We start from the raw sequence: 23,882 nt of genomic DNA, 5'->3' as shown, positions 1-23,882 counted from the left end.
TGGGCCAGGGCATCGTTGTTTTCCCAGGGTTCGAAATTGCGTCGAGTGAAAAGGTTCATTTCGTTTGTCTTTTTCATGAGGCCGAAACGATTAAAAATCTTGAACACTACCTTTACGAACTCGGAATTGATTCAAACCAAGGTACGTTACCTTCTCCACATAGCGCAGACTTCATCCTGAACAAAGTACGTGAAAAAGGCGGATTCATATATGCAGCACATTCAACAGACGACAATGGTGTACTCAATCAGAAACTAAACAATATTTGGAAAAATGAGTTATTAGTTGCCGCTCAAATCCCCACAACGATTCAAGCGATAAAAGAACAAGGTGACCAAGCCAACTTTCAAATTCTGTCAAACAAAGACGTGGCGTATCAACGTAATATTCCCATGGCGCTAATCAACGCAAAGGATGTTGAGGAACCAGAAACGTTAAGAAAAGACAACGCGTCGTGTTTAATTAAAATGACAGAACCCAGCTTTTTAGCGTTTCAGCAAGCATTTCATGATCCGGAATCGAGGGTCAGGTTAAATTCAGATATCAGCGAACAGTATTACTCAAGGTTGGAGACTGCTGTATTTTTAGGTGGTTACCTGGATGGCGTGGAGATAGACTTTTCTGAGCATCTTAATACCGTCATAGGCGGCAGAGGTACGGGTAAATCTACTCTGATTGAATGTATCCGTTATGCGCTCGCTATTTCTCCAATCGGCAAGCAAGCCAGTGAACAACATGACAAGGTGGTTAAGTCAAACTTAGGCGCCGGACAAATCAAGCTTACAATAAAGTCTGCAACTAAGCATGGTCAGCGCTATCAGATCACAAGGCGTTATGGGCAATCACCTGTTGTAGCCGAGATGTCAGGACAGATTTCGAGCTTTAAACCCAGTGATCTATTGCCAGAGATTGAAATATTTGGACAGAATGAAATTCACGAAATTGCTAAAGATCCAAGTGAGCAATTAAAAGTCGTCGATAGATTCTTGAATAGAGACAAGATTGAGCAAGAATCAGGCATTGTCGAAGTTGAAAGCGATTTAGTTGAGGTCAGCCAAAAGGTTGTAGACTTAACAGCCCAGACGTCTGATCTTGAATCAGATGTTAAGCGACTTGAACAGCTGGAAGAAGATGCGAAACGCTTTAAAGAATTAGGCATTGATGAGCAACTAAAAACGCTGCCGTTGCTTGCTTCGGAGAAAACGCTATTTGGAACTGTAAAAGAAGAACTTGCTGGTTTTTCCGACGCGTTAGGTGAATTGATAGAAGGCATCCCCTCGCCGGAAAGTATATCGGAAGAGGACACCAAGGACTTTCCCGACAAGCCAGTCTTTTCTGAACTTAGAAAAGTCATCAAAAATTTGAACAAAGATGTGGGTACCCTGCTGGAGCAAGTAAAAACTAGACTTGCTAGCGACAATACGGCAGTAGGTGAACTAGAGAAGCGACTTGATGCAAGTATCCAAGCGAATGAGACTGCGATTGAAAAAGAGTTTAAGAAAATTAACCCTATAGAGGGGAAAACAGGACCTCAGATTGGTGAAGAATATAATCAGTTGGTTAAAGACATTGCTCTGTTGAAGTCGAGCAAAACAAAATTGACCGCAGCAAAAACGCAACTCGATAAACTGGTAGCGACGCGTAAAAAATTACTGTCGTCGCTCTCTGACAAAATGTCGCAGCGAAGTAGTCAATTCGAACAGGGGGTAAAAAAGCTAAATCGAAAGCTGAAGGGCAATATAAAAGTAAACTATGTCCCTGAAGGTAATCGCAGTTCTCTTATTGAAAAGCTCGTATCCTTCAGAATGCCAAATGTTGCTAGCGGAAAGCTTCAGTGGATTAAAACCGCTGAGCACTTTTCCCCAATGCTATTGGCTGAAAAAATAACCGATGGTAAAGACGCCATCCTCGCACAAGATTGGGGGTGTACAGAATCTGTAGCCGATCGACTAACGAAAATTTCAGGCTCTCAAGTAATGGAGATTGAAGAATTCATCGTTGAAGACTTGGTGAGCATTGAACTCAATGTTTCAGACAGCGATATACCTATTTATAAAGTCTTGGATTCATTGTCTACGGGCCAACAATGTACAGCGCTACTGCATTTGTTGTTGCTGGATAACAAAGATCCTCTTTTATTAGACCAGCCTGAAGATAACTTAGATAACGCATTTATTGCCGATAGAATAGTGACTCAGGTGAGAAGTGCCAAGTTAACGCGACAATTCATTTTTGCCACACACAATGCAAACATACCGGTCTTCGGTGATGCTGAATGGATTGGCGTTCTTGAAGCTACCGCAGACAGCGCGTCATTACCCAAGGATAATCAAGGCTCTATAGATCAAAAGTCTATACAGGGTTTAGCAGCGAAAATACTCGAAGGTGGTAAAGACGCATTCAATCGTCGACGAGAAAAATATGGTTTTAAGTGACATAGTCAATTTCTAATCATTTAAAGAAACTTTAATGTCCGCTAATGGCACATTCCTGACGTTTATAGTCCGTCACTATTATGCTCCTGAATAGTGCTGTGACTGGCGATCAGGAGTACCTGTTTTTAGTTTTGATAAAGCCTGTCGAACTGGCTTTTCAACAGCGTAACGGCGGGTTGGCCGCCTTGTTCAGTGCCATAAACAGACAACTTGGTTATTGCATCTGTTTCAGGACTGTAGACAGAGAAAAAGGCGGAGCGTGTAGCCTGTTTGTCACAACGGTTATCTCCGCCACTTTCTTCGCCGGCTTTAAGCGTATCCGTTAGCCTATGAGCGAAGCTGTTATCCTGTCCCTGATCGGCGATACCAGAGCAGAGAATACGATCTGGCAGCAACAGAGAATGAACCCTAGTGTGTACTCACATTTGAAAACAGGTTAATAATCACCACCCCACTGACAATCAGGACCATTCCGAGCATGCTGGCCAAATCCAGCTTTTGACCATATATCACCCAGCTTGTCAGCGTAATCAGCACTATGCCCAGCCCCGCCCAGATTGCATAGGCAATACCAACCGGTATCGTCTTCAGGGTAAGGGATAAAAAGTAGAACGCCATGACGTATCCTAAAACCACAAGCAGGCTGGGCCAGAATTTAGTAAAGCCATCGGTTGCTTTTAAACCTGAGGTCGCGACAACCTCAGCAACAATAGCGGCACCAAGAAACAACCAGTTTTTCACGTAACCCCCTGAGCAGGTTTCAAGACTCACCGTATGCTACTAGAAACATTCAGGCAATGCTCTGGCTTATATACCAGAAGGCTTGGGATAGTTTCAGCCTTCCCCTTCACTCAGAAACAGAGCCGGTAATAACCGGCCCGGATACATTAGTTATTAGCTGTACTATCCTCAATTAATGGAGGAATGGTTTCGCCCTCAGGAAGACGTTCCATTCTGTAATTCAGCTGAACCAGCAAATTGGTTTGCTTCACTGCCTGCCCATTTATGACTTCAGGCTTATATTTCCATTGTTGCAGGGCGGCGATAGAAACCTTATTGAAGGTTTCTTCGGGAATGGCTTTGACGACTTCGATATTATCGGTTGAGCCATCTGCGTTGATATCAAATTGGAGTACTACCGATCCCTCAAGCTCATTTTCTGCTGCATAGATCGGATATTTAGGCTCAACACGTTCTACCAGAGCTGATGAACTGACTTTCTTCCCCTGCACCTTTGATTGTTGATTTGCCATAGCGATACCCGTTAGCAGACCGCCCGATAGCAGTAATACCGTTGCAAGCAAACTGCCTTTTATTGAACCGTTATTTTTGATTAACTCGATACGTTGTCTCATGCTGTGTTTATCTCCGTATTGTGAATAAATCCAACTGGGTTGTAGTGACATTTCTGCACAGCGCAGCAACGCTTTGCTATACAGTATTTTTTCCTGCCGATTCTTATTGCCTAATACCACCGCATCACAGGCTAACTCCTGAGAGCGCCGGAACGCTGAGTAGGCCAGCCAAACCAGGGGGTTAAACCAGAACAGGGCAACAAACAACAACGCGCACAGATTGAAAAAGTTATCCCTGCGGCGGTAATGCACCAGTTCATGTTGCAATATCATTTGTTGTTGAGCAGAACTGAAATCTGCCAGAAAAGAGGCAGGAACAATTAATTTTGGCTTAAACAGCCCAATTAACACCGGGCTGCCCACCTCTTTTGACATAGCGACGGTCAGATTTTCTGGAAAATTGCGCGGCAGAGTAAGATGATTGGCTGGCACAGTGCATAAGCGGCTTATTCGCCATTGCTGCCAAAAAGCAATGCCGATAACCCCGGAGCCGCCGACGATCCAAAGTAACTGCCAGCTGAACATCGCACCAACCTGCTGCGATTGACTGGAAAAAACGACCACATAACGATTAAGAGTATGGTTTTCAAGACTCACCAGATCCACGGGCAGATTGTTTACCATCAATGTTAACGGCAGCAATAACCACAATGCATATAGGGTTCTGGCGCCCAAATCCCGGGCCGCCTTTCGTTCCAATAACAACAGAAGCAGCAATGTGACGCAGAGTACGACTTGTTGCGACAGGATCCAGCTAGCCATTATCTTTCTCCCATTTTTCGATCAAGGCTTTTAACTCATCCACATCCTGCTTAGAAAGGGAGTCGGCTTCGGCAAAACCGGCCACCATGGGGGCAACCCGACCTTCAAACAGCCGGCGCACCAGACTCTTACTTTCGTTGACTACGTAGGACTCACGCTCCAGTAGCGGGAAATAAAGATAACTACGCTGTTGTTTGTCAAAATCGATGGCCTTCTTCTTTACCAGGCGACTTAATAGGGTCTTAACGGTTTTGTCATGCCAGCTTTTATGTTTATTGAGTCGTTCAATAATGTCGCTGGCCGTTGCAGGGTGTTGTTCCCATAATGCATCCAGCACTTCGAATTCAGCCTTGCTGATTTCTGTCATACGCACCTCGATTACAAATGTAGTCAATGACTTTAGATTACACCTGTAATCTATAAATGCAACAAGTTATACAAAAAAGTTGGGGTGCCTGGGCGGATGACGTCAATCCGAAACAGATATGGACCGTATTGAATCCGTTTTTGGATAAAACCGTTATCTTTGCCAGAATAATCTGTAGACCCATCCTGCGGCTGACCGAAATTGAAGTGCCGATGGCTCTTTCGAAAGAGGCTATTGAGTAATACTTCCTGCCCGGCGGCAGCAACGTAAAAAACAGGACAGTAACGTTGAATACTGACTTCCCAAAGATCTCTCCCCTTGACCCTCTGCACGTTGCCACTATTGAAAAATTCGGTGGAAAAATCACAGCGCTGGAGCCCATAGGCGCGCGGGTGCTAGGCATCGACTTAACATTCACCGAACCACCTCCGCCTGATGTCGTCGGAGCTCTTGAGCATGAAATGGCAAATCGTGGGTTCATTGTTTTTAAAAACAAACAGCAACTGGCCGTCGACGATTTTCTGCGCGCCAGCTGCTACTGGGGTGGCAGGAAATTACACAGCACTCATGGCGTTCATCCTGCAACGCCAGGTGGGAATCAGCACATTTTCCGCCTCTCGAATGATCGGCGCAGTGGCATTCCCGGTGTGGGGCCACAGTGGCACAATGATGGCAGCTTTAACGCTGCTACCTTTTCACACTCCGGCTACCATATTATCCGCCCGGCAGAAAAAGGGGGAGGTACGTATTTTGCCCATCAGGGTGCTGCCTATGATGTTCTTCCGGAGGAGACTCAGCAATTCTGGTGTCGTTTATCTTCTGTCAATTCAAGTTCAGGCGCCGTGCATCCACTGGTTCATTTGCACCCCGTCACCGGGCGCAAGTGTATCTGGTTGCACTTAGGCATGACCGGCGCTGTAATTGAAAAACTTGCCGGCAAGGATGGCTTTCGCCTGTTGAACGCCGAGGAGCTGAAGCAACTTTGTCGCGAATATAACGACATTCTGAACGCCGGTCTGCAAAACGGATACGCTATCGGCTACGAATATGAGCAAAACGACTGCCTTTTTGTCGACAATCTGGCCGTGGCCCATCGAGCAGCCCCTCAGGCTCACTTAACCGCCGAAGAGCAGGGCCTGCGCATATTGCACCGCAGCACCGTTCGCGGTGTCCAGGATCTTGCCCCTGATTTTGGTTTACCACAGTTTCTCGATATCCATCGCCCCGGTCCTTTCGGAGAGGGCGTATGGCAGTTTGGCGGAGTCGGCTTTCGATGGGACGATGGTATTCCCATGCAGAATTAATTAGAGCGCCGCGGTATCTTAGGGCTGACATGGGATGCCACCAATCAGTGCTTCTGCAACTCTGACTCAGCCACCGCTATCCAGCGCCAGTCGAACAAAGGTATTGATGATTTCTGTTTGCTGGCGCCAGGCGAGGCCGATCTCACGGCTCAGTTGCAGCCCTTGCAAAGGTATAAAACGGATATCCGGGCTATGCAATTCTTCATGTACCGGCACCAGCGCACACCCCACCCCGGCACTGACCAGACCAAGTGCGTATTCGATGGTCTGAATACGGGCGCGGATATCCAGGCTGATCCCCGCCTGTTGAGCCAACTCTCTGAGAGCCGCACACCCTTCACAAGGGCTGCGCTGAATAAACGCCATATCAGTCAGGTCGTTGATGCTGATAGTAGTTTGAAATGACAACGGATGATTGGTGGGTACCGCCAGCTGATAGCTGTCCTGCCAGATCAACTGATATTGCTCGCCTGGCTGGAGCAGGTCTCGGGTAATAATTCGGGCATCGCTGGCATCTTCCGGAGGCACCAAAGATAACTCCAGCGCGTCACGGGCCGAGGTAAAGGCTTTAAGCAATGCACTCATCCTGCTCACCCCTAACCCTTTGGTAACCCCCAGTCTGAAGGGTTCCTTTTTGAGACCGCCGGAGAATACCGAGTGAATAGCATCGGCCTGAGCCAATAGTTGCTTAGCCAGCGGATAGAGCTGCTCCGCCGCTTCGGTGGCTTTTACGCCACGGGCATGGCGCAGAAACAACTGTTGCCCCAGCTCATTTTCAAGCTGTTTAATCGCCGCCGACAGTGACGGCTGGGCAATAAATCGCCGCCTGGACGCGCTGCTCAGGCTGCCCTGTTCATACACTGCGACAAAGTGACCAAGAGGGCGTAATTCCATTGTGTATCCGGTCCGCTTAGATATAGATCTAAACTATACCTAATAAAGAAAATTGGTACTATTCCTTTAACTAAATTGGGCTTAGTATCGGTATCAGGCTGAACAAAAAGTGGGGTCAGAGTAAACTTTAACGCACAGTTCTATTTCTTTGGCTGAGCAATAGACAGAAAAGTTTACTCTGACCCCACTTTTTAGACACCACTTTTACCAGGCAACCGTTTTTGTAAACAATCAGGTGTATTCGTTATGGCAAAACCCGCTTTCAACTGGCAAGACCCGTTATCACTGGAATCCATGTTAACCGAAGAAGAGCGCATGATCCGCGACAGCGCCCATCAGTACTGTCAGGAGCGCCTGATGCCAAGGGTGCTGATGGCCAACCGCGAAGAAATTTTCGACCGCGAAATCATGAATGAGCTGGGTGAACTGGGCCTGCTGGGTGCCACCCTGCCGGAGGAATACGGCTGCGCAGGGGTCAATCATGTGGTCTATGGCCTGGTAGCCCGGGAAGTGGAGCGGGTCGACAGTGGTTATCGCAGCGCCATGAGCGTGCAGTCTTCACTGGTGATGCACCCTATTCATGCCTACGGCAGTGAAGAACAGCGTCAGAAATACCTGCCTAAATTAGCAACCGGCGAATGGGTGGGCTGTTTTGGCCTGACCGAACCTAACGCCGGTTCCGATCCGGGCAGTATGGCCACCCGGGCCGTCAAAGTAGACGGCGGCTATAAGCTCACCGGCACCAAGATGTGGATCACTAACTCCCCTATCGCCGATGTATTTGTAGTGTGGGGCAAGCTTGACGGCGAAATTCGCGGCTTTGTGCTGGAAAAAGGCATGCCCGGCTTAAGCGCACCAAAAATCGAAGGTAAATTCTCGCTACGCGCCTCCATTACCGGCGAAATCGTGATGGACAATGTGCTGGTGCCGGAAGAAAACCTGCTGCCTAATGTCAGTGGACTCAAAGGCCCTTTTGGTTGTTTAAACAAGGCTCGTTATGGTATTTCCTGGGGCGCGCTGGGTGCAGCAGAGTTCTGCTGGCATGCGGCCCGTCAGTATACGCTCGATCGCGAGCAATTCGGCCGCCCCTTAGCGGCCACTCAGCTGATCCAGAAGAAACTCGCGGATATGCAAACCGAGATCACTACCGGCCTGATGGCCTGTATCCAGGCCGGGCGGCTGATGGATCAGAATCTGCTCGCCCCAGAAGCGATTTCCCTGATTAAGCGTAATTCCTGCGGTAAAGCTCTGGATATTGCCCGGGTCGCCCGGGATATGCATGGCGGTAACGGCATCGCAGATGAATTCCACGTTATCCGCCATGTGATGAACCTCGAAGCGGTCAACACCTACGAAGGCACCCATGATGTACATGCGCTGATCCTCGGCCGGGCACAAACCGGATTGCAGGCTTTCGGTTAAATCAATGTCCAGACTATGAGTCAGGTTCTGTTGATGTAATTCTGAACCCTCCACAGCATGGATGCTGTGGCGGAGCGTCCGGGGAAGGATTTACCGCGTGTTCTGAATTGCATCGACAGCGCCTGCCAACAGTGATGCAAAAATTTAAACCGCCAATCAATTTTACCTGCGCTGCGGCGGTATTCAGGAGTGACAGATGTTGGATCGCAATAGTATCGTCAGACAGAATCTGATCCGCCAGATTGAGCAAAGAACACTGCCCAAACCAGCACTAAAGATGACCACAGTGGATGCCGGATTGAATCACGGCCAGTTGGTGGATTTATTTGAAACCCAGGTGATGAGCCGGCATCTGGATCTCGAGTCCCGGCGCATGCAAAAGCTGGGGCAGAGCTTTTATACTATCGGCAGTGCCGGCCATGAGGGCAATGCCGCCTGTGCCGCCGCCCTGCGTCCTGACGATATGGCCTTTTTGCATTACCGCAGTGGTGCCTTTGCCATTCAGCGCGCCAAACAATACCCCGGCAGTACACCTTTATTTGACATGTTGCTGTCTTTTGCGGCCTCAGCAGAAGACCCCATCTCCGGCGGGCGCCATAAGGTATTGGGTAGCAAGAAAATGTTTATTCCGCCGCAAACCAGCACCATTGCCTCACATCTTCCCAAGGCTATGGGTACGGCGCACAGTATTGCCCTGAACAGGAAGCTTGGCACCGAATCGGTGATGCCCAAAGACGGCATTGTGTATTGCAGTTTCGGCGATGCGTCGGCCAATCATTCCACTTCGTTGGGTGCCATTAATGCAGCGTGCTGGGCGGCCTATCAGTCGGTGCCCATGCCCATGCTGTTTGTCTGTGAAGATAACGGTATCGGCATCTCTACCCCTACCCCTCAGGGCTGGATCCACGCCAATTTTGCCAACCGCGCCTCGCTGGAATACCGCTATTGTGATGGCCTGAATCTGCTGGATACCTTTAACACCGTCAGCCAGGCGGCGAACTGGGTGCGTAAACACCGCAAGCCACTGTTTTTGCATATGCGCACGGTGCGACTACTCGGCCATGCCGGCTCCGACTCTGAATTTGCTTATCGCAACCTGCATGCTATCGAAAGCACCGAAGCTCAGGATCCGCTGTTGCATAGCGCTGCCATACTTATGGAGCAGGGCGTTCTCAGTGGCGATGAGATTATCGCCCTGTATAACGAGGTGGAACAACGGGTACAGCGCATCAGCAAAGAAGCGGCCAGCCGCCCAAGACTGGTGAATAAGGAGCAGGTGCTTGCCTCTGTGATCCCGCCCAAGCGTAAGCTTCCGGCACTTGCTGGGGTAGCTGAAGATAAACGCTCAGCCCTGTTTGCCCATGAAAAACACAATCTTGGCAAGCCTCAACACCTGGCCAAGCTGATCAACTGGGCGCTGATGGATCTGATGGCTCAGCATCAGGAAATCGTCCTTTGCGGTGAAGATGTGGGCAAAAAAGGCGGCGTCTACAATGTTACCGCCAAATTGTGCGAGAAATTCGGTGTGCCCAGAGTGATCAATACCCTGCTCGATGAACAATCGATACTGGGGATGGCCATCGGCATGGCCCATAACGGCCTGTTGCCGATCCCGGAGATCCAGTTTCTGGCCTATGTGCATAACGCCGAAGATCAGATCCGTGGCGAAGCGGCCACGCTGTCGTTTTTCTCCAACGGTCAGTACACCAACCCCATGGTGATCCGCATCGCCGGGCTGGCCTACCAGAAAGGCTTTGGCGGGCATTTTCACAATGACAATTCCTTTACCCTGTTCCGGGATATTCCCGGGCTGATCCTGGCCTGCCCCTCTAATGGCGCCGACGCCGTAGCCATGCTGCGCGAATGTGTGCGCCTGGCCAAAGAAGAACAGCGCCTGGTGGTTTTCCTCGAACCCATCGCCCTGTATATGAAAAAAGATCTGCACGAGGAAGGCGACAACCTCTGGTCTTTCGATTATCTGCCACCGGCACAAAACCAGCCCATCGCTCTGGGCGAGCCGGGCCGCTACGGCGATGGCAAGGACCTGTGCATTATCAGCTATGGCAATGGCTATTATCTCAGCCGTCAGGCCGAGAAAATCCTGCAACAGCAGGGTATTCACTGCACCGTGCTGGATCTGCGCTGGCTGGTGCCACTGAATGAAAAGGCCATTGTCGAACATGCTCAGGGCTTCGATAAGGTGCTGATTGTGGATGAGTGCCGCAAGAGCGGTTCGGTCAGTGAAGCGCTGGTGACCCTGCTGCATGAAGCGGATCAGGCCAGTCAGCAACAGCGGCAGATCACAAGATTATGCGCCGAAGACAGCTTTATTCCGCTGGGCAATGCCAGTTATCAGGTGCTGCCCGGTACTGAACAGATAGTGGAACTGGCTCAGAGCATGGTTCAGGGCATTAGTAGTAAAAACAATAATATACGTGGGGTCGGCTGATGAGCGCTAAACAAACCGCCGTGGTCATTTGCCCGGGCCGGGGCACCTACAACAAAGACGAACTGGGTTATTTTCGCCGTAACCACGCTGATAAAGGCCATATTCTGGATGTGATTGACAGCTACCGCCACGGCCAGGGGCAGATGCCGGTGAGCGAACTGGATGCCATGAGCGCCTACAATATGCGCCAGCATACCGCCGGTGAGAATGCCTCGGCCCTGATCTATGCCTGCGCCAGAGGGGATTTTGAAGCCATTGATACCGAGCAATATGAGATTGTTGCGGTGACCGGCAATTCCATGGGCTGGTATATTGCGCTGGCCATGGCCGGGGCGTTAGGCGAACAGCAGTCTATCGAGCTGATTAATACCATGGGCTCGATGATGGCCGGTAAACTGATTGGCGGGCAGATGATCTACCCTGTGGTGGATGAAAACTGGCTGCCGGATCGAGCGCTGCAAGCGGATATCCAGAACTGGATGGCTGAGGCCAATCACCAGAGTGGTGCTGAAGTCTATGTATCGATTTATCTTGGCGGCTATCTGGTACTGGGCGGCAACGACAAGGGCCTGAAGGAAATGGAGCAGCGCCTGCCCAAGGTGCAGGACAGATACCCCATGCGCCTGTTTAACCATGCCGCCTTTCACACCCCGCTGCTAAAGAGCATTTCCGAAAAAGCCCGGCAGGTTCTGCCCACCTCCTTGTTCAGCAAGCCGACACTACCGCTGATCGATGGGCAGGGTAAGATATGGCAACCCTACAGCACCGAGCTGGATGCCCTGTACCGCTACACCCTGGATACTCAGGTGGTGGCACCCTATGACTACTCTGCTGCCATTATGGTAGCACTGAAGGAATTTGCACCGGATAAGCTGATTATTCTCGGCCCCGGTGCCACCTTAGGCGGCGCCACCGGCCAGTGCCTGATCCAGAACCGCTGGCAGGGCATTACCGACAAGGCCGGATTTATCAGCCGTCAGCAGCAGGATCCGCTGTTACTGGCTATGGGAATGGCAGAGCAGCGATCTCTGGTAACGGGCTGATAAGTTATCAGCCTGCAGCCATTTAAATTACCAAAGTGCCAACTATTAGCCCCCTGCAATCAAAGGTGCTGGACATGCCCGCCAACTGCCGCGGGAACGACGTTCAGTCATGCCCGAATGCAGTTATCGGGCATCCAGAGCCCTTTTATGGTGGTTAGTTTACGGCAGTAAAAATCTGTTTGTTCCGTGCTATGTAGTGGATAGTGAGTGTCTACCTCATCTTAAAAATCGGTTGGTTGACGCAAACACTGAATAAAACAGGCAAAATACTTTAAAGTAACCGCACGGTAACAAAAACTGGTAGCCCTCAATGCTTAAACATTTTTCACTGTCATTTGCGCTGATACTACTGCTCAGTAGCTGCGCTGGTACATCGACTCAGCCCGATTATGCTGATCTGATTGAAGCCGATGTGGCCTCTTTGCAGGCTCGGATGAACAAGGGCGAGCTAAGCTCTGAGCAGTTGGTGAACTTCTATTTGCACCGGATCGAAAAATATAACCGTCAGGGGCCCGAATTAAGGGCAGTAATCAGCATCAATAAAGACGCCGTAAAGCGCGCCAGAGAACTGGACAGATTACGCAATCAGGGCGAGATGCTAGGGCCTTTGCACGGTATTCCGGTATTACTTAAGGACAATATCGATAGTGTGGGTCTGGCCAACACCGCAGGCTCTGAACTGCTCAAAGATAATCTTCCGGCTGATAATGCCTTTCTGGTCACCAGACTCCAAGCGGCTGGTGCCATTATCCTGGGTAAGGCAAACTTATCTGAGTGGGCCAATTTCCGTGGTCAGCGCTCCAGCTCTGGCTGGAGCGCTTTGGGCGGTCAGGCCAGAAATCCCTATGATCCCAGCACCTCACCTTGCGGTTCCAGTGGCGGTTCTGCTATTGCAGTAGCCGCCAATATGGTGACCATAGCAGTGGGCACCGAGACCGACGGCTCACTGGTGTGCCCGGCAGCTGTTAATGGCATTGTTACCATCAAACCAACATTAGGACTTATCAGTCGCGATGGCATTATTCCGATTGCCCATAGTCAGGATACCGCCGGGCCCATGGCCCGCACCCTCAGAGATGCTGTTATTATGCTGGCATCCATGCAGGGAAAAGACAGCACTGACCCGGCTTCCTTTGCTACCAATACCGACTGGCTCAGTCATCTGCAGGAGGAAGGCCTGAAGGGCAAACGTATCGGCATCGTGCGCAATCTGACTGGTTATCATGAGCTACTCGACAAACAGTTTGAGGCCCAGTTGGAGATATTAGAAGCCCGCGGTGCCATTCTGGTGGAGGATGCCAATATCGAAACCCTGCGCAAGTGGTCGGAAGATGAATTTACCGTGCTGCTGCACGAGTTTAAAGCTGATCTGGCTGCCTATCTGGCGGGCACCGATTTACCCTATTCGGGTTTGAGCGATCTGATTGCGGCCAATCAGGCTTCAGATATTGAGCTGTCTATTTACGGACAGGAGCTGTTTGAAATGGCCGTACAGCGCACTGAAGATCAGCAGCAGGACTACCAACAAGCCCTGGCCAGAGCCAAGCGCCTGGCGGGCAAAGAAGGTATCGATGCCGTACTGGAAAAGCATAATCTCCACTTACTGATTGCACCCACTGTAAGTCCGGCCTGGAAAATCGATCATATTAACGGCGATCATTATATGGGCTCTGCCAGCTCTGCTGCCGCTGTGGCAGGCTACCCTCATATCACGGTACCCATGGGGTTTATCGAAGTACCTGGCAGTCCTGCTCTGCCCGTGGGCTTAAGCTTTTTTGGTACCGCCAACTCGGAGCCGGTGCTGATTGAAGCGGCCTATGGCTACGAACAGGCCAGCCAGCACCGCAAGCCACCGCCTTTGTAACGGCGCTCAGTCATGCCCGAATGTTGTTATCGGGCATCCAGCAGCCTTTGAATATCCAAAACGCACCACCTTAGCATTGAGTCATCAAAGGTGCTGGACAAGTCCAGCGACCTTTAACAAAAGGCCATAATAACCACAGAGGCACAGAGAACACGGAGAAACGCAGTGCCCCATGCCTTAGAACCTCTGTGCCCTCCGCCTGTCCAGCCCCTTTGCTTAGCCGCTTCTTGAGGAATATACACCTAATCTAAAAAAGCAAAGGTGCGGGGTGGCTCTGCGGTGAATTATGTTTAACGCAGTTTAAGGTCACACCCCTGCCAGGCGCTTCAGCAGGGTCAGAAAGGCTTCGCAGGATTTCAGCGACGCCGTTTCTTCCATGGTGTGGTATCCGGTGGTGGGTATTTGCAAGGTGGTGCCTGTCACCACGCCTTTGGAAGCAGCGATAATCCGCCCCATCTCGGTGCTGCCAAGTGACTGGGGTTGCTGGCCTGGTGTCAGCAGGGCATTTTTTTGTTCTATATACTCATCTTTATAGCTGTAGCTTAACCCTGACGCCTGGCATAGATCAGCCAGGGTATTGGTCAGCTGCGGATCAAAATCCGCATTGGCATCCTTATGTCTGAGCACCAGTTGCTGACGATCTGCCTCGCCACGATCCGAATAGGGGCTGGTATCCACCACCACCAGCCTGTTGGTACTGCTACCGAAGCGGCGGAACCATTCGAGCAGATAGCGCCAGCTCTTGCCCGCCTCTTCCTGCGCAGTGAAAAAGGCCGTGCCCTGAAACCCCAGACTGAATAAATGCACCAGATAAGCGGCAGTCAACACATTGTCCAGTTGACCGCTGACACTGTTGTCAGTGATCTTGAGCTTATCGGCAAAGGCCACCGGCGTCCCGGCAACCAGATGCTGCATGCCTTCGAGGGTGAAAATCAGGTTATTGCGTCGCTCACAGACATAACTGGATGCTATTTTTCCGCTACCTCGATAAGCGCCGGACCAGGGTTCATAGGCCATCACCGGCGTGGCATCAAAGCGATCAACAATCTTACTGATCAACTGTTCCGATACCGAGTTGCCGAGTAAGTCAGACCGGTTTCCCGCCACAAAGGCGGCATACTGAAATTCATCAGGCCCGGTGCAAATCAACCCATGGCGGTCAATATGGGCAGAAAACATGGTGCTGTAAGGATCGCTTCCCTGTGCCACCAGCAAACCTTCGTACCAGGTAACATGGGCGCCGCGCTCTTCGAGTTCCCGCTGCAATACCCGGAAAAAGCTGTGCTCGGCACCCACCACACTGGGTTCACGGATCAGTATTTTAAGCAGATCCAACACTTCGCTTAGCTGATACATAAAGATCTTTATCCGTTAATGGAACATGCTTCGCAGCATAATATTCACTGGCCAACGGCGCCAGCACATTCCACGCGGCCAGAACACAAACACCCGCAAGACTGTCAGCATTTCTAACAAGCCTGATAAGACGGCCATTTAACCCACTGTTTTTTATAGATATTAAAAGTGGCTCTAATATTGCACTTTTACTCCTTAGTGAGCTCTATTGGCAACTAATTTATTCATCAGAACAGGTGTATCGTCAGTATCAGCTCCTCCAGCCAACAAGGAACACAGGCTGTTCATTCACGGCTTTGAGTAGTGCCAACGAAAAACAGACGGATAGAACAAAAACACTTGTTGATTTGAAGGAATAACAATGCAAAACAAAATACTAAAAGGCCTTTCTCTGGCTTTCGTTTTAGGGACGGGTTCTGCCAATGCCGCCCTGATGTATGATGCCGATGTAACCCCGGATGCGATCTTTGGCAGCGGTAATGCCAACGGTAGCTTTACTGTCGATCAAAATAATGGTGTTGAACTGGGTTTACGCGGTAAGTTGCGCCACAACGCAGCAGGCCTACCAGAGAATACTTTTAACAGTAACGGTGATGGCACCTACAGCTTTAATGCCGGAGTTGCACCGACGCAGACTGCGCCGACTGCAGAGTGGAGCTTCGAATGGTCAATCAATACAAATTTTGATGGTTCGAGCGGTTACAACCTCTCTGATCTGACCTTTCTGTTGGGCCTGGACAGCGATCCGTCCCTGTCGACCAATTTTGCTGACAGCTTTGATGTGATCAACGGTGCGCCCTGCTTCGATCATGCACTGGGTACCAATGCTACCGGCAATGGCGGCGGCCTGGCCACAGACTGTGGCGTAGCCACGGCAGCGGCAGATTACTCGGCTAATATTGGCAGCTTTAATGTGGCCCAGAATTCATGGAAACCACACTGGTTTCTTACCGGATTCGATCCTACTGTGGATGGAACCTATGACTTCTTTCTGGCAGCCTTCGCCTCTGATGGCAGCGAATTGGCGCGCACCAGTATGCAGATTATTGTTGGTGAGGGGGGAAGCGCTGACATACCGGAACCAGCGCCGCTGTTGTTACTGCTGTCTGGCCTGTTAGGGCTCGTCGGAGCCAGAAAGCTGAAGAAAAAATAATTAACAAAAACCTGCAAGCTATAACGCCAGCCATGCTGGCGTTTTTTTTATCTGCGCCAGGCCGGACGCTATATGGGTGATCCCGGTGGTAACGGCAAAGGTTTAAACAACGGCGCCCACTCTCCTTTATCCAGATAGTTTTCAATCTGTTTCTGCAGGTACTTGTGCTGGTTACTGTCATCGTTGTCATCCAGCCAGTCTTCCAGGTCCGACAGAGCCGCGTACATATCGGCACGTACTTCAGGCGCCAGTTCTGTTTGTGATAACGCATCTACCCACCTGTACAGCATTACATGCAGAACCCGGTTGTGGACTTGTCGTTGATACCCATGTTGAGGCGTAGCCTTAAAGGTGCTTTCCAATAATCTGGAATACAAGCCATGAATCCCTCCTAATGACTGTTGCTGAGCCACACGATTGAGTCGTTGAGGGTGGAGTAGCAGGTTCAGAGTGTTATTCGCAGCCGCTTCGGCAGCCGAGATCGGATCAAAGGTCAGCCCGGTGCGGGCTTTGAAGCTCTCACGACCTTCCTGATCACCATAAATTTTGGGCGTAATCAGCTCCAACAGCGACACGGGCAAGGCCAGATATTCTGCGCTGATGGTCTCCAGCAATGCACTCAGTGCCGCCTGCTGTTTATCTGCAGATACCGGCCTCACCCCTTTGGGCTGGCTGTGCTCCCCTTTAAGTTCATATTCGTAATGCACACCACCAATCTGTTTAGCTACTGCTTCCACCTGATAACGATGTAACAGATAAATGGGCACCAGCGCTTCATGCAGTGACGACAACGCCTGCTTATCGGCAATGCTGTCCAGACCAAAGTTCTGCAGCGCCAGCCTGCGTACTTCAGATAATCGCTTCAGCTCGGCAACGGGATCCTGGCCATTGTCCCAAAGGTGACCTATGGTGCTGGCGCCACCTGCAGGACGGGCATCGCGATCAGCCATATATTCAAGCCCCTGCGCCTTGGCCTTAGCAGCCAGTTCGGCCATGGCTTTGTGGTCATCTGCGAAATTTGCATAACCCATTTCAATGGCATACAGATCCCATTCACCTAAGCCCTCGCGGTAAGCGTTGTTCAGTACCACTTTGCCGTTTTTAATTTCTGCCAGCGGATGGGGGTAATCCATTACCGAAGCGCGGCCATTGGCGCTGGCAGCAAAATTATGAATGATTCCCAGGGTATGACCCACTTCATGGGCGGATAACTGACGAATACGGGCCAGCGCCATGGCCTGCTGCTCACTGGTATCGGCATTTTCATCAAAAGGACTGGTGAGGCCGTTGGCGATCAGGAAGTCCTGACGCACCCGCAACGAGCCCAGGGTCACATGGCCTTTGATGATCTCACCAGTACGCGGATCGGTAATCGAACGCCCATAAGACCAGCCACGGGTCGCTCTGTGTACCCACTGAATCACGTTGTAACGCACATCCATGGGGTCGGCATCTTCGGGTAACGGCCTGACCTGAAAGGCATTCTTATAACCTATACGTTCAAAGCCTGTATCCCACCACATGGCACCTTCATACAGGGCGGTACGCACCGGCTCAGGCACACCGGGGTCCAGATAAAACACTATGGGTTCAACGGCTTCACTGACATCTGCAGCGGGATCTTTTTTAACCAGTCGGTGCCGGGGCAGCAATCGTTTCACCATCGGCTCGTCAATGGCGGCGGCGTAATCCATAAACTCCACCTTCCAGTAACCCGAGTAAGGGTGGAAAGGCCTGGATTGATAACCTTCTTCAGGCAGAGCGATCAGTGAGTGATGCAGATGCACCGACACCGCAGCGGGTTCAGGTGTCACCTGCTTAACATAGTCTCCGGCTTTGCTTCCGGCGAAGGTCACCAGCGATTCCAGCTCGGTATTACGGGGAAAACCCTTACTCCGTGCCAGATGAACACCGCTGCGTTTGGCGTCCGCTTTAAAGCTACCCTGCTCTGTCGCCTCCAGACGCTCACTGACATTGTGAATATCCGACAGCAGAAATTCCGTATAGTCCACCAGCACTTTATCCTCTGTGCTGGCCACCACCGGCAGACCGGCAATCACCGAGCTGGCAAAGGCTTCGTCAACACTTTGCTGCTCGGCACTGTTATCGGAGTCGGCGCGATAATAGGTGTTCAGTTGCTTGAGTAATACTTTGTTGCCGTATTGCTCAAACTGCACCAGTCGCGTATCCCCTTGCTGGCCTCTGTCCAGGCCAATATCATTAGAGCCGATGCCTCTGGGCAGGCTGCTCTGAAAAATAAAGGGTGTCTCGAACTTATCCACCACCAGAAAGACTTTGTCTTCTTCGCTGTGGTAGTAGAAATCGAAATAGCCCTGATGATGCTGCATCTGTTGAGTAAAATCTGACATTTCCGTTGCCAGCAGCATGGGGCTAATACACAGGCACAACCAGACTAGTATTCCTCTCATTTTTATCTCCGGGTATTTTAGTGTTGTTATCTGAACAGCTTATCTCAGGCCCTTGCAGGGATAAACAACAACCTGCTATCGGATCGTCGCTTCGACCTTGTATCTGCACCGCACAACTGTGAAGCACATCAGATAAGTTACCCGTTGGAGTGCCAAAAAGGCAGCTCATAAGATTCCGCCCCTTTAACCCAAAGGCCATTTTTGTCGGTTCACGGCATTTTTGTGTCGGTTCGCACGACCCGCGATAACTTCAGATTCCTTTTTAATATGGTGAATATGCAGGCCCGAATCATTCTATTTGGATCTGTTTTTTTAAATCAATAAACAAAAAGGAAATACAGATGAATAACGTAAAAGCAAATAAAAAATTAAACTTCTACGTATCCAATGATCGCACCCGTGGTGTGAGCTCATTCGGTTTGGCGATTAAAGCTGGCCGCTGTTCTTCTACTTCATCGACTTGCTGTTGCTGCTGCCAACAGCAGCTCAAATAAAGTAGTTGCTGAGCGAGAGCTATCATTCGATAGCTCTCATTCTACTGCCAAACCGGAGAGTTACCATGCGTGAAGAAAACCAATTAATTGTCCACCCTGCCATTTCATGGCTTCAGTTCGATAATGAACATTTACAAATACGTGTGCCTGACGGCCAGAATATTACTCTTGAAGAACGTGCCAATGAAGTACGCCTGATCCTTGAAAAATTAAGCCAGCCGCACAGCTATGAAGCCACTGTTACGTGGGCACAAAGCCAGAAAATAGATCGGGAAATCGTCGACTCGGCATTGAGCACTCTGAACGAGTACTCGATCATTGTTGAAACCAATCAGTCTCACCAGTCCCCTTTACCTGGTGTCTTCAAAAATGTGATTGATTTTAATATTAATGCCAGCAAAGCATTGCGATCTGGTCTTGCTTTCCCTTACTTCAATCAGCTTGAGGTCGTAGGAGAGGGGGACATTAAAACGGTAGTCGCCAGCACCGCTGCAGAAGTAGAAACCTATTTAATTTCACAAACCCCGGAGAGCGACACCCGTTCACTTCGTATTGTGTGCACCACAACCGGTGATCAGAAGTTACTTCGTGAACAGAACAAGCAAGCGGTAAAGGACAAAGTGGCAATGCTACCCGTCCAGTGGGCCGACGATATGTTCACCATCGGGCCTCTTTATATCCCTGGTGAATCAGCCTGTTATGAGTGTCTCACTATTCGGCGCAGAGCGTCCACCAACTACCTGGCTGAATTAGATGGCGGACTGACCGGCACCATTCAGCGCAGTCATATCCCCAAGCTCGACACGCCTATGAAAAATCTAATCGGATTTGCGGTCAGCCGCTATCTGTCCATCGTCGGCTGCGGCATGTTCCACCTCATCAAGCCAAATGAAGTTGAATCCTGGGACGTCATAAAGGCTGAGAAGAAAGTGGGTGAAGTATTGAAGGTACCGCGCTGCGATGTCTGTGGGCGTAAGAAAACCTCTGATCCGATTCGCGCCATTCGCGACCTTAACAGCTAACAGAGGAGTGGAACATGGACCAGCTAAATGAAACATTGTCCCGGGTCGTTGCGCCCAACTTCGGTTTGTTAACCTATGTGAGCGAAGTTCAGATTCAGGCCACGGAACCCGATATTTATGTGGCCGTGGCAGAGTACCAGGATCCGATCAGGGTATCTGAACATACCCGCCATCTGTCGCTTGGTGAAAATGACAATCGGCAAGCATCAGGTGCCGGCCTGGACCGAGAGTCAGCGCTTTGGTCAACCCTGGGTGAGGCAGTGGAACGGTACGCCAGTTCGGTTGTTGATACCGATAACCTTTACTACGCCACCTTTAACGAACTTGAGGGAGAAAAGCTCGATCCCAGAGATATGATCCTGTTTGCCGACTGGCAGTATGCCTCGGATAATTTTCCATATACAAGGTTTTCAGAAGAGAACCCTTATGGCTGGGTGAAAGGATATAACCTTAGCAAGGGAACAGAAGCCCATATTCCGGCACGCTTTGCTTACCTGAATTACATCTCTCAATATCCACACGAAGCATTGGATAATGGCTACAGTACTGGACTTGCCGCCGGCCCAACGATGACAGCAGCGATTTGCTCCGGGATCAGGGAGATTCTGGAAAGAGATGCATTCTCGTGTCATTTCCTTAATGGGATTTCTGCGCCAGAGATTGATCTGACGGCGATCTGGGATACGTTGCCTAAGAATTTCCAACGCGCTCTTAGTCAACCAAACATTGACTACAGCATCAGTAATATCACCTCAGAATTTGGCTTTCCAGCTGTGATGTCGGTCCTCAAATCCGGTGACAAATTCGGCTTTTCAACAGGCACCAGCTGCCATTCAAAAGCGGGGCTAGCACTGGAAAAAGCGGTAGTGGAATCTTTCCATACCTTTAACTGGGTGCTGGACATCAACCGCTGGCAGGAGCCTTTAGACAATCCGGAACAGGTCCGCTCATTTGCAGATCATGTTGCTTACTATCTGGACCCTACACGCCATAAAGACCTGCAATTTATGACAAATCTGAAACCGGCCGTTCCTTTTGACGTCAGCGCCGGGGACTTTCTCAGTGACGGCTTTGCAGATAAAGCCGAGCTGCAGAGTATGGTTGACGTATTAAAGACCCACGGATACGAAGTGTTTGCCGTCGATCTGACCACTGATGATATCGCGTCACTGGGTTTCACTGTGGTGAAAGTCGTGATCCCCGGTCTGCAACCTCTGTATTGCGGTCATGGAAACCAACACCTGGATCCCAGGCGCTTGCGCCAGTTCACAGAAAACATGGGGTACCCGTCTCCGGAAAAATTCAATACGACGCTGCATGCGTTTCCATAGGAAACAATTATGAACTCAGAATATCAACAACATATGACAAACATTGGCCTTGAGCCTGCTGAATCCGGCCTGCTTGAACTCTTTCACGAGTCATCGAAGGTCATGTATTCAACCGCCCTCAAGCGCGACCTTCGAATTGGTGCATATTTGTATGACCCTCGCTGTGTATTGGAGGCCAGCCGCAATAAGAAGTTGTACCAGACTTGCCCGATTACCGAACTTCCGCAACCACAACATTTAGAGATGGCGTTGGACGACGTCTTTCAGAATCGCAGCTCCTGCCGCAGTTTTAGTGGTAAAGACATCGGTGCTCAATCGCTCGCCAATATTCTTAACGCGTTGCGGGTAACACGTCGGGGCTTTTCTGCGGAGTTCGAAGAAGTCCCTATGGCCATGCGTTCCTACCCCAGTCCAGGTGGCCTTTATCCGGTCGAGGTCTACGTCCTTGCGATTAACAGTGATGATATTGAGCAGGGCGTATACCACTATGATTTTGATTTGCAAAACCTTGCCCGGGTCAGCAGTTTGCCAAGTAAAGAGTCACTGCGATTGATGCTCGGTGATCACGACAATATCTGTACTAACCTTGCTTCATACGCCATCGTAATGACGGCTGTCCTGCCGCGCAGTACGGTCAAGTATGAATCGCTCGGCTACCGTTTTGCGCTGATTGAATCAGGGATCGTGGGGCAACATTTGTCACTTGCAGCGACAGCCGCAGGGATTGGCAATCTGTTCTGGGGTAGCTACTACGATGATGAAATTCATGATCTGATCGGTATTGATGGCGTCGAGGAAGTGGTCACCAACTTCCTGTGGTTGGGAGACAAATCATGATCTCCCAGCCAACCCAGACTTTAACTCCACCGCCAATGACGCCCCAACCAGGGCTGGCCATTGCAGACGTGCTCATGGAAATATGCGGCAACGCCAGTCGTGGTGAGTATCACAACAGTCTCAGTGCACTGAAACGGATTATTCCTGTTGTTGGTGGTGGAGAAGCTACTGCACTATTGTCAGAGGTGGCTCAGGGGATCTGTGGCTGTCACCAGAGTGAAGGTTTCTGGCTGACAGGCGAGGCCATAAAACTTGACGCTGACCAATTGGCACTACTTAAACAATGTGCTGAGCAAACCTCGGCTCACTTTCAGGCAGAGCAACCGCTAATATTAGTGGCACTTCTTGAACAGCCTGACTTGCCCCCTTATATGGTCAGGATCATCAATGGCGTCGGTGTGTTATTCGCACATCCGACACATTTTCAGCGCCATATTCTCACCCACGAACTAACCCATGCGATTGCCGCAACAGGGCACCATTTTCTGGATGAATCCCTTGCTCATTATGCTGAAAGTGAAATCGCGGATCAGCCTGGCGTGACTGAATTGTCGGCCATTGAAATCTTATCCTTGCTGCAGAACACGGGGATTTCCGCATTTCAGGATTTACCCCCACAAAAGGTTAATCATTGCTATCAGCAAGGTGCCGCGCTAATTCACTGGCTGGCCCGGCAGACCAGTACCAGCATGGTGTATCAGTTTTACTGTGATTATCACTTGGTTACCGCCAACACCTCTGTACATAAAGCGATCGAAAGCTTCTTCGGCGTCGAGATCAGCCAACTTGATAGGTCTGACGTGACCCATTCTCGCCATGCTGATCGTTGTGTGGAACAGGCCGCCAAATTGCTGAACGAGTATTACTTCAGTGGCAGGCTGAACGAGATAGATGATCACGTTAATACACTGATGCAGCGCGCCAACACGCTGACTTTGCCACAGCAGCTCGCTCTAATCAGAGGCTTGTTTAGCCGCACCTGTTATTGCCAGAACAGCACTGATCAGGACAGAGCCACAGTGCTTGCCCTGGCAGCACGCTATCTTGAGCAGCAAGATAATGAAGACGCCACAACCTTCAGTATTACCATCATTATTGCGTGCTTAAAAATGAGCACCGCAGCGTCTTATATCGAAATCCAGGAACTGGCAACACAGATTAATCAACGTTTTGATCAAGGCCTGCATTGCTACCCCAATGATGGCGAGCTGAATCTGATGAAAGCCAAGAGTCTGCATGACACACCTGAAGCACAAGGTGGCGATAAAAATCTGGCGAAAAGCTTCTTCACTAAAGCGTCTGAAGACACTGAATTTGGCCAGTGCATTCGCCTGTTGATCGCTCGCTATCAAGAGGAGGCATAAA

19 protein-coding genes are annotated in these 23,882 nt (G+C 50.2%); 12 read left to right on the top strand and 7 right to left on the bottom strand.

The genetic code is table 11. The features are described from left to right. Window positions 1-2,435: TrlF family AAA-like ATPase (locus tag CDA54_RS19630; RefSeq protein WP_099035763.1), on the top strand; the 2,435-nt coding region annotated here is incomplete at its 5' end. Window positions 2,436-2,560: 125 nt separating this feature from the next. On the opposite strand, the gene CDA54_RS14590 is transcribed toward CDA54_RS19630, so the two are convergent. The 4 genes from CDA54_RS14590 to CDA54_RS14575 all read right to left on the bottom strand — a co-directional run bounded on the left by CDA54_RS14590 (window position 2,561) and on the right by CDA54_RS14575 (window position 4,919). After that, window positions 2,561-2,830, bottom strand: coding sequence for a DUF1028 domain-containing protein (locus tag CDA54_RS14590; RefSeq protein ID WP_099035762.1), 270 nt, complete (start codon window positions 2,828-2,830; stop codon window positions 2,561-2,563). 13 nt (window positions 2,831-2,843) lie between these two features. Beyond that, entirely contained in the window at window positions 2,844-3,176 is a 333-nt protein-coding gene (locus CDA54_RS14585) for a DMT family transporter (protein WP_099035761.1), read from the bottom strand. A gap of 146 nt (window positions 3,177-3,322) precedes the next feature. Next, window positions 3,323-4,552 (bottom strand): M56 family metallopeptidase, encoded by a 1,230-nt coding sequence (locus CDA54_RS14580; protein WP_099035760.1) that lies wholly within the window; start codon window positions 4,550-4,552, stop codon window positions 3,323-3,325. Beyond that, window positions 4,545-4,919: a BlaI/MecI/CopY family transcriptional regulator gene (locus CDA54_RS14575; protein ID WP_099035759.1), complete on the bottom strand. Its 375-nt coding sequence runs from the start codon at window positions 4,917-4,919 to the stop codon at window positions 4,545-4,547. The genes CDA54_RS14580 and CDA54_RS14575 overlap by 8 nt, the downstream gene beginning before the upstream one ends. Window positions 4,920-4,975: 56 nt before the next feature. On the opposite strand from CDA54_RS14575, the gene CDA54_RS19625 reads away from it, so the two are divergent. After that, window positions 4,976-5,161, top strand: coding sequence for a hypothetical protein (locus CDA54_RS19625; protein WP_099035758.1), 186 nt, complete (start codon window positions 4,976-4,978; stop codon window positions 5,159-5,161). Between the two features lie 45 nt (window positions 5,162-5,206). Next, complete coding sequence (locus CDA54_RS14565) at window positions 5,207-6,223, top strand: TauD/TfdA dioxygenase family protein (RefSeq protein WP_099035757.1); 1,017 nt, start codon at window positions 5,207-5,209, stop codon at window positions 6,221-6,223. 66 nt (window positions 6,224-6,289) lie between these two features. On the opposite strand, the gene CDA54_RS14560 is transcribed toward CDA54_RS14565, so the two are convergent. Further along, window positions 6,290-7,117, bottom strand: a complete 828-nt coding sequence (locus CDA54_RS14560; RefSeq protein ID WP_099035756.1) for a LysR family transcriptional regulator — start codon at window positions 7,115-7,117, stop codon at window positions 6,290-6,292. A gap of 246 nt (window positions 7,118-7,363) precedes the next feature. Here CDA54_RS14560 and CDA54_RS14555 point away from each other — a divergent pair, with 246 nt between their 5' ends. The 4 genes from CDA54_RS14555 to CDA54_RS14540 all read left to right on the top strand — a co-directional run bounded on the left by CDA54_RS14555 (window position 7,364) and on the right by CDA54_RS14540 (window position 13,895). Then, window positions 7,364-8,539 (top strand): acyl-CoA dehydrogenase, encoded by a 1,176-nt coding sequence (locus CDA54_RS14555; RefSeq protein WP_099035755.1) that lies wholly within the window; start codon window positions 7,364-7,366, stop codon window positions 8,537-8,539. A 196-nt stretch (window positions 8,540-8,735) separates the two neighbouring features. Then, complete coding sequence (locus CDA54_RS14550) at window positions 8,736-10,988, top strand: dehydrogenase E1 component subunit alpha/beta (protein WP_099035754.1); 2,253 nt, start codon at window positions 8,736-8,738, stop codon at window positions 10,986-10,988. Beyond that, window positions 10,988-12,031, top strand: coding sequence for an acyl carrier protein (locus CDA54_RS14545; RefSeq protein WP_099035753.1), 1,044 nt, complete (start codon window positions 10,988-10,990; stop codon window positions 12,029-12,031). Before CDA54_RS14550 ends, CDA54_RS14545 begins: the two co-directional genes overlap by 1 nt. Window positions 12,032-12,341: 310 nt before the next feature. Beyond that, window positions 12,342-13,895 (top strand): amidase, encoded by a 1,554-nt coding sequence (locus tag CDA54_RS14540; RefSeq protein ID WP_099035752.1) that lies wholly within the window; start codon window positions 12,342-12,344, stop codon window positions 13,893-13,895. 306 nt (window positions 13,896-14,201) lie between these two features. On the opposite strand, the gene CDA54_RS14535 is transcribed toward CDA54_RS14540, so the two are convergent. Continuing rightward, window positions 14,202-15,251, bottom strand: a complete 1,050-nt coding sequence (locus tag CDA54_RS14535) for a peptidase M42 (protein ID WP_099035751.1) — start codon at window positions 15,249-15,251, stop codon at window positions 14,202-14,204. A 361-nt stretch (window positions 15,252-15,612) separates the two neighbouring features. Between CDA54_RS14535 and CDA54_RS14530 the strand changes: the two genes are divergently transcribed. Then, window positions 15,613-16,404, top strand: coding sequence for a PEP-CTERM sorting domain-containing protein (locus CDA54_RS14530; protein WP_099035750.1), 792 nt, complete (start codon window positions 15,613-15,615; stop codon window positions 16,402-16,404). 68 nt (window positions 16,405-16,472) lie between these two features. On the opposite strand, the gene CDA54_RS14525 is transcribed toward CDA54_RS14530, so the two are convergent. After that, window positions 16,473-18,833 carry a zinc-dependent metalloprotease gene (locus CDA54_RS14525; protein WP_229748167.1) on the bottom strand — a complete coding sequence of 787 codons (2,361 nt, stop codon included), beginning with the start codon at window positions 18,831-18,833 and terminating at the stop codon, window positions 16,473-16,475. Window positions 18,834-19,392: 559 nt separating this feature from the next. Between CDA54_RS14525 and CDA54_RS14520 the strand changes: the two genes are divergently transcribed. The 4 genes from CDA54_RS14520 to CDA54_RS14505 are packed head-to-tail and all read left to right on the top strand — an operon-like array spanning window position 19,393 to window position 23,881. Beyond that, window positions 19,393-20,349, top strand: a complete 957-nt coding sequence (locus CDA54_RS14520; protein ID WP_099035749.1) for a hypothetical protein — start codon at window positions 19,393-19,395, stop codon at window positions 20,347-20,349. Between the two features lie 14 nt (window positions 20,350-20,363). Next, window positions 20,364-21,680, top strand: coding sequence for a YcaO-like family protein (locus CDA54_RS14515; RefSeq protein WP_099035748.1), 1,317 nt, complete (start codon window positions 20,364-20,366; stop codon window positions 21,678-21,680). A gap of 9 nt (window positions 21,681-21,689) precedes the next feature. Beyond that, window positions 21,690-22,517: a SagB/ThcOx family dehydrogenase gene (locus CDA54_RS14510; RefSeq protein ID WP_099035747.1), complete on the top strand. Its 828-nt coding sequence runs from the start codon at window positions 21,690-21,692 to the stop codon at window positions 22,515-22,517. After that, the gene (locus CDA54_RS14505) at window positions 22,514-23,881 is read left to right on the top strand and encodes a hypothetical protein (RefSeq protein WP_143452303.1); all 1,368 of its coding nucleotides are present in this window, start codon (window positions 22,514-22,516) and stop codon (window positions 23,879-23,881) included. Before CDA54_RS14510 ends, CDA54_RS14505 begins: the two co-directional genes overlap by 4 nt. The last annotated feature ends 1 nt before the right edge of the window (window position 23,882 follow it).

It is taken from the genome of Lacimicrobium alkaliphilum (genome assembly GCF_002591895.1).
Taxonomy (GTDB): domain Bacteria; phylum Pseudomonadota; class Gammaproteobacteria; order Enterobacterales; family Alteromonadaceae; genus Lacimicrobium; species Lacimicrobium alkaliphilum.
The sequence above is the reverse complement of the archived record's forward strand: the minus strand, read 5'-3'. Positions and strand labels throughout refer to the sequence as shown.

Bases quoted from the DNA above. Each gene is read 5' to 3' on its own strand.
- CDA54_RS14510 (WP_099035747.1), top strand. From the start codon at position 21,690: ATGAACTCAGAATATCAACAACATATGACAAACATTGGCCTTGAGCCT.
- CDA54_RS14540 (WP_099035752.1), top strand. From the start codon at position 12,342: ATGCTTAAACATTTTTCACTGTCATTTGCGCTGATACTACTGCTCAGT.
- CDA54_RS14515 (WP_099035748.1), top strand. From the start codon at position 20,364: ATGGACCAGCTAAATGAAACATTGTCCCGGGTCGTTGCGCCCAACTTC.
- CDA54_RS14505 (WP_143452303.1), top strand. From the start codon at position 22,514: ATGATCTCCCAGCCAACCCAGACTTTAACTCCACCGCCAATGACGCCC.
- CDA54_RS14550 (WP_099035754.1), top strand. From the start codon at position 8,736: ATGTTGGATCGCAATAGTATCGTCAGACAGAATCTGATCCGCCAGATT.
- CDA54_RS14520 (WP_099035749.1), top strand. From the start codon at position 19,393: ATGCGTGAAGAAAACCAATTAATTGTCCACCCTGCCATTTCATGGCTT.
- CDA54_RS14525 (WP_229748167.1), bottom strand. From the start codon at position 18,833: ATGAGAGGAATACTAGTCTGGTTGTGCCTGTGTATTAGCCCCATGCTG.
- CDA54_RS14535 (WP_099035751.1), bottom strand. From the start codon at position 15,251: ATGTATCAGCTAAGCGAAGTGTTGGATCTGCTTAAAATACTGATCCGT.
- CDA54_RS14555 (WP_099035755.1), top strand. From the start codon at position 7,364: ATGGCAAAACCCGCTTTCAACTGGCAAGACCCGTTATCACTGGAATCC.
- CDA54_RS19625 (WP_099035758.1), top strand. From the start codon at position 4,976: ATGCAACAAGTTATACAAAAAAGTTGGGGTGCCTGGGCGGATGACGTC.
- CDA54_RS14575 (WP_099035759.1), bottom strand. From the start codon at position 4,919: ATGACAGAAATCAGCAAGGCTGAATTCGAAGTGCTGGATGCATTATGG.
- CDA54_RS14560 (WP_099035756.1), bottom strand. From the start codon at position 7,117: ATGGAATTACGCCCTCTTGGTCACTTTGTCGCAGTGTATGAACAGGGC.
- CDA54_RS14580 (WP_099035760.1), bottom strand. From the start codon at position 4,552: ATGGCTAGCTGGATCCTGTCGCAACAAGTCGTACTCTGCGTCACATTG.
- CDA54_RS14530 (WP_099035750.1), top strand. From the start codon at position 15,613: ATGCAAAACAAAATACTAAAAGGCCTTTCTCTGGCTTTCGTTTTAGGG.
- CDA54_RS14545 (WP_099035753.1), top strand. From the start codon at position 10,988: ATGAGCGCTAAACAAACCGCCGTGGTCATTTGCCCGGGCCGGGGCACC.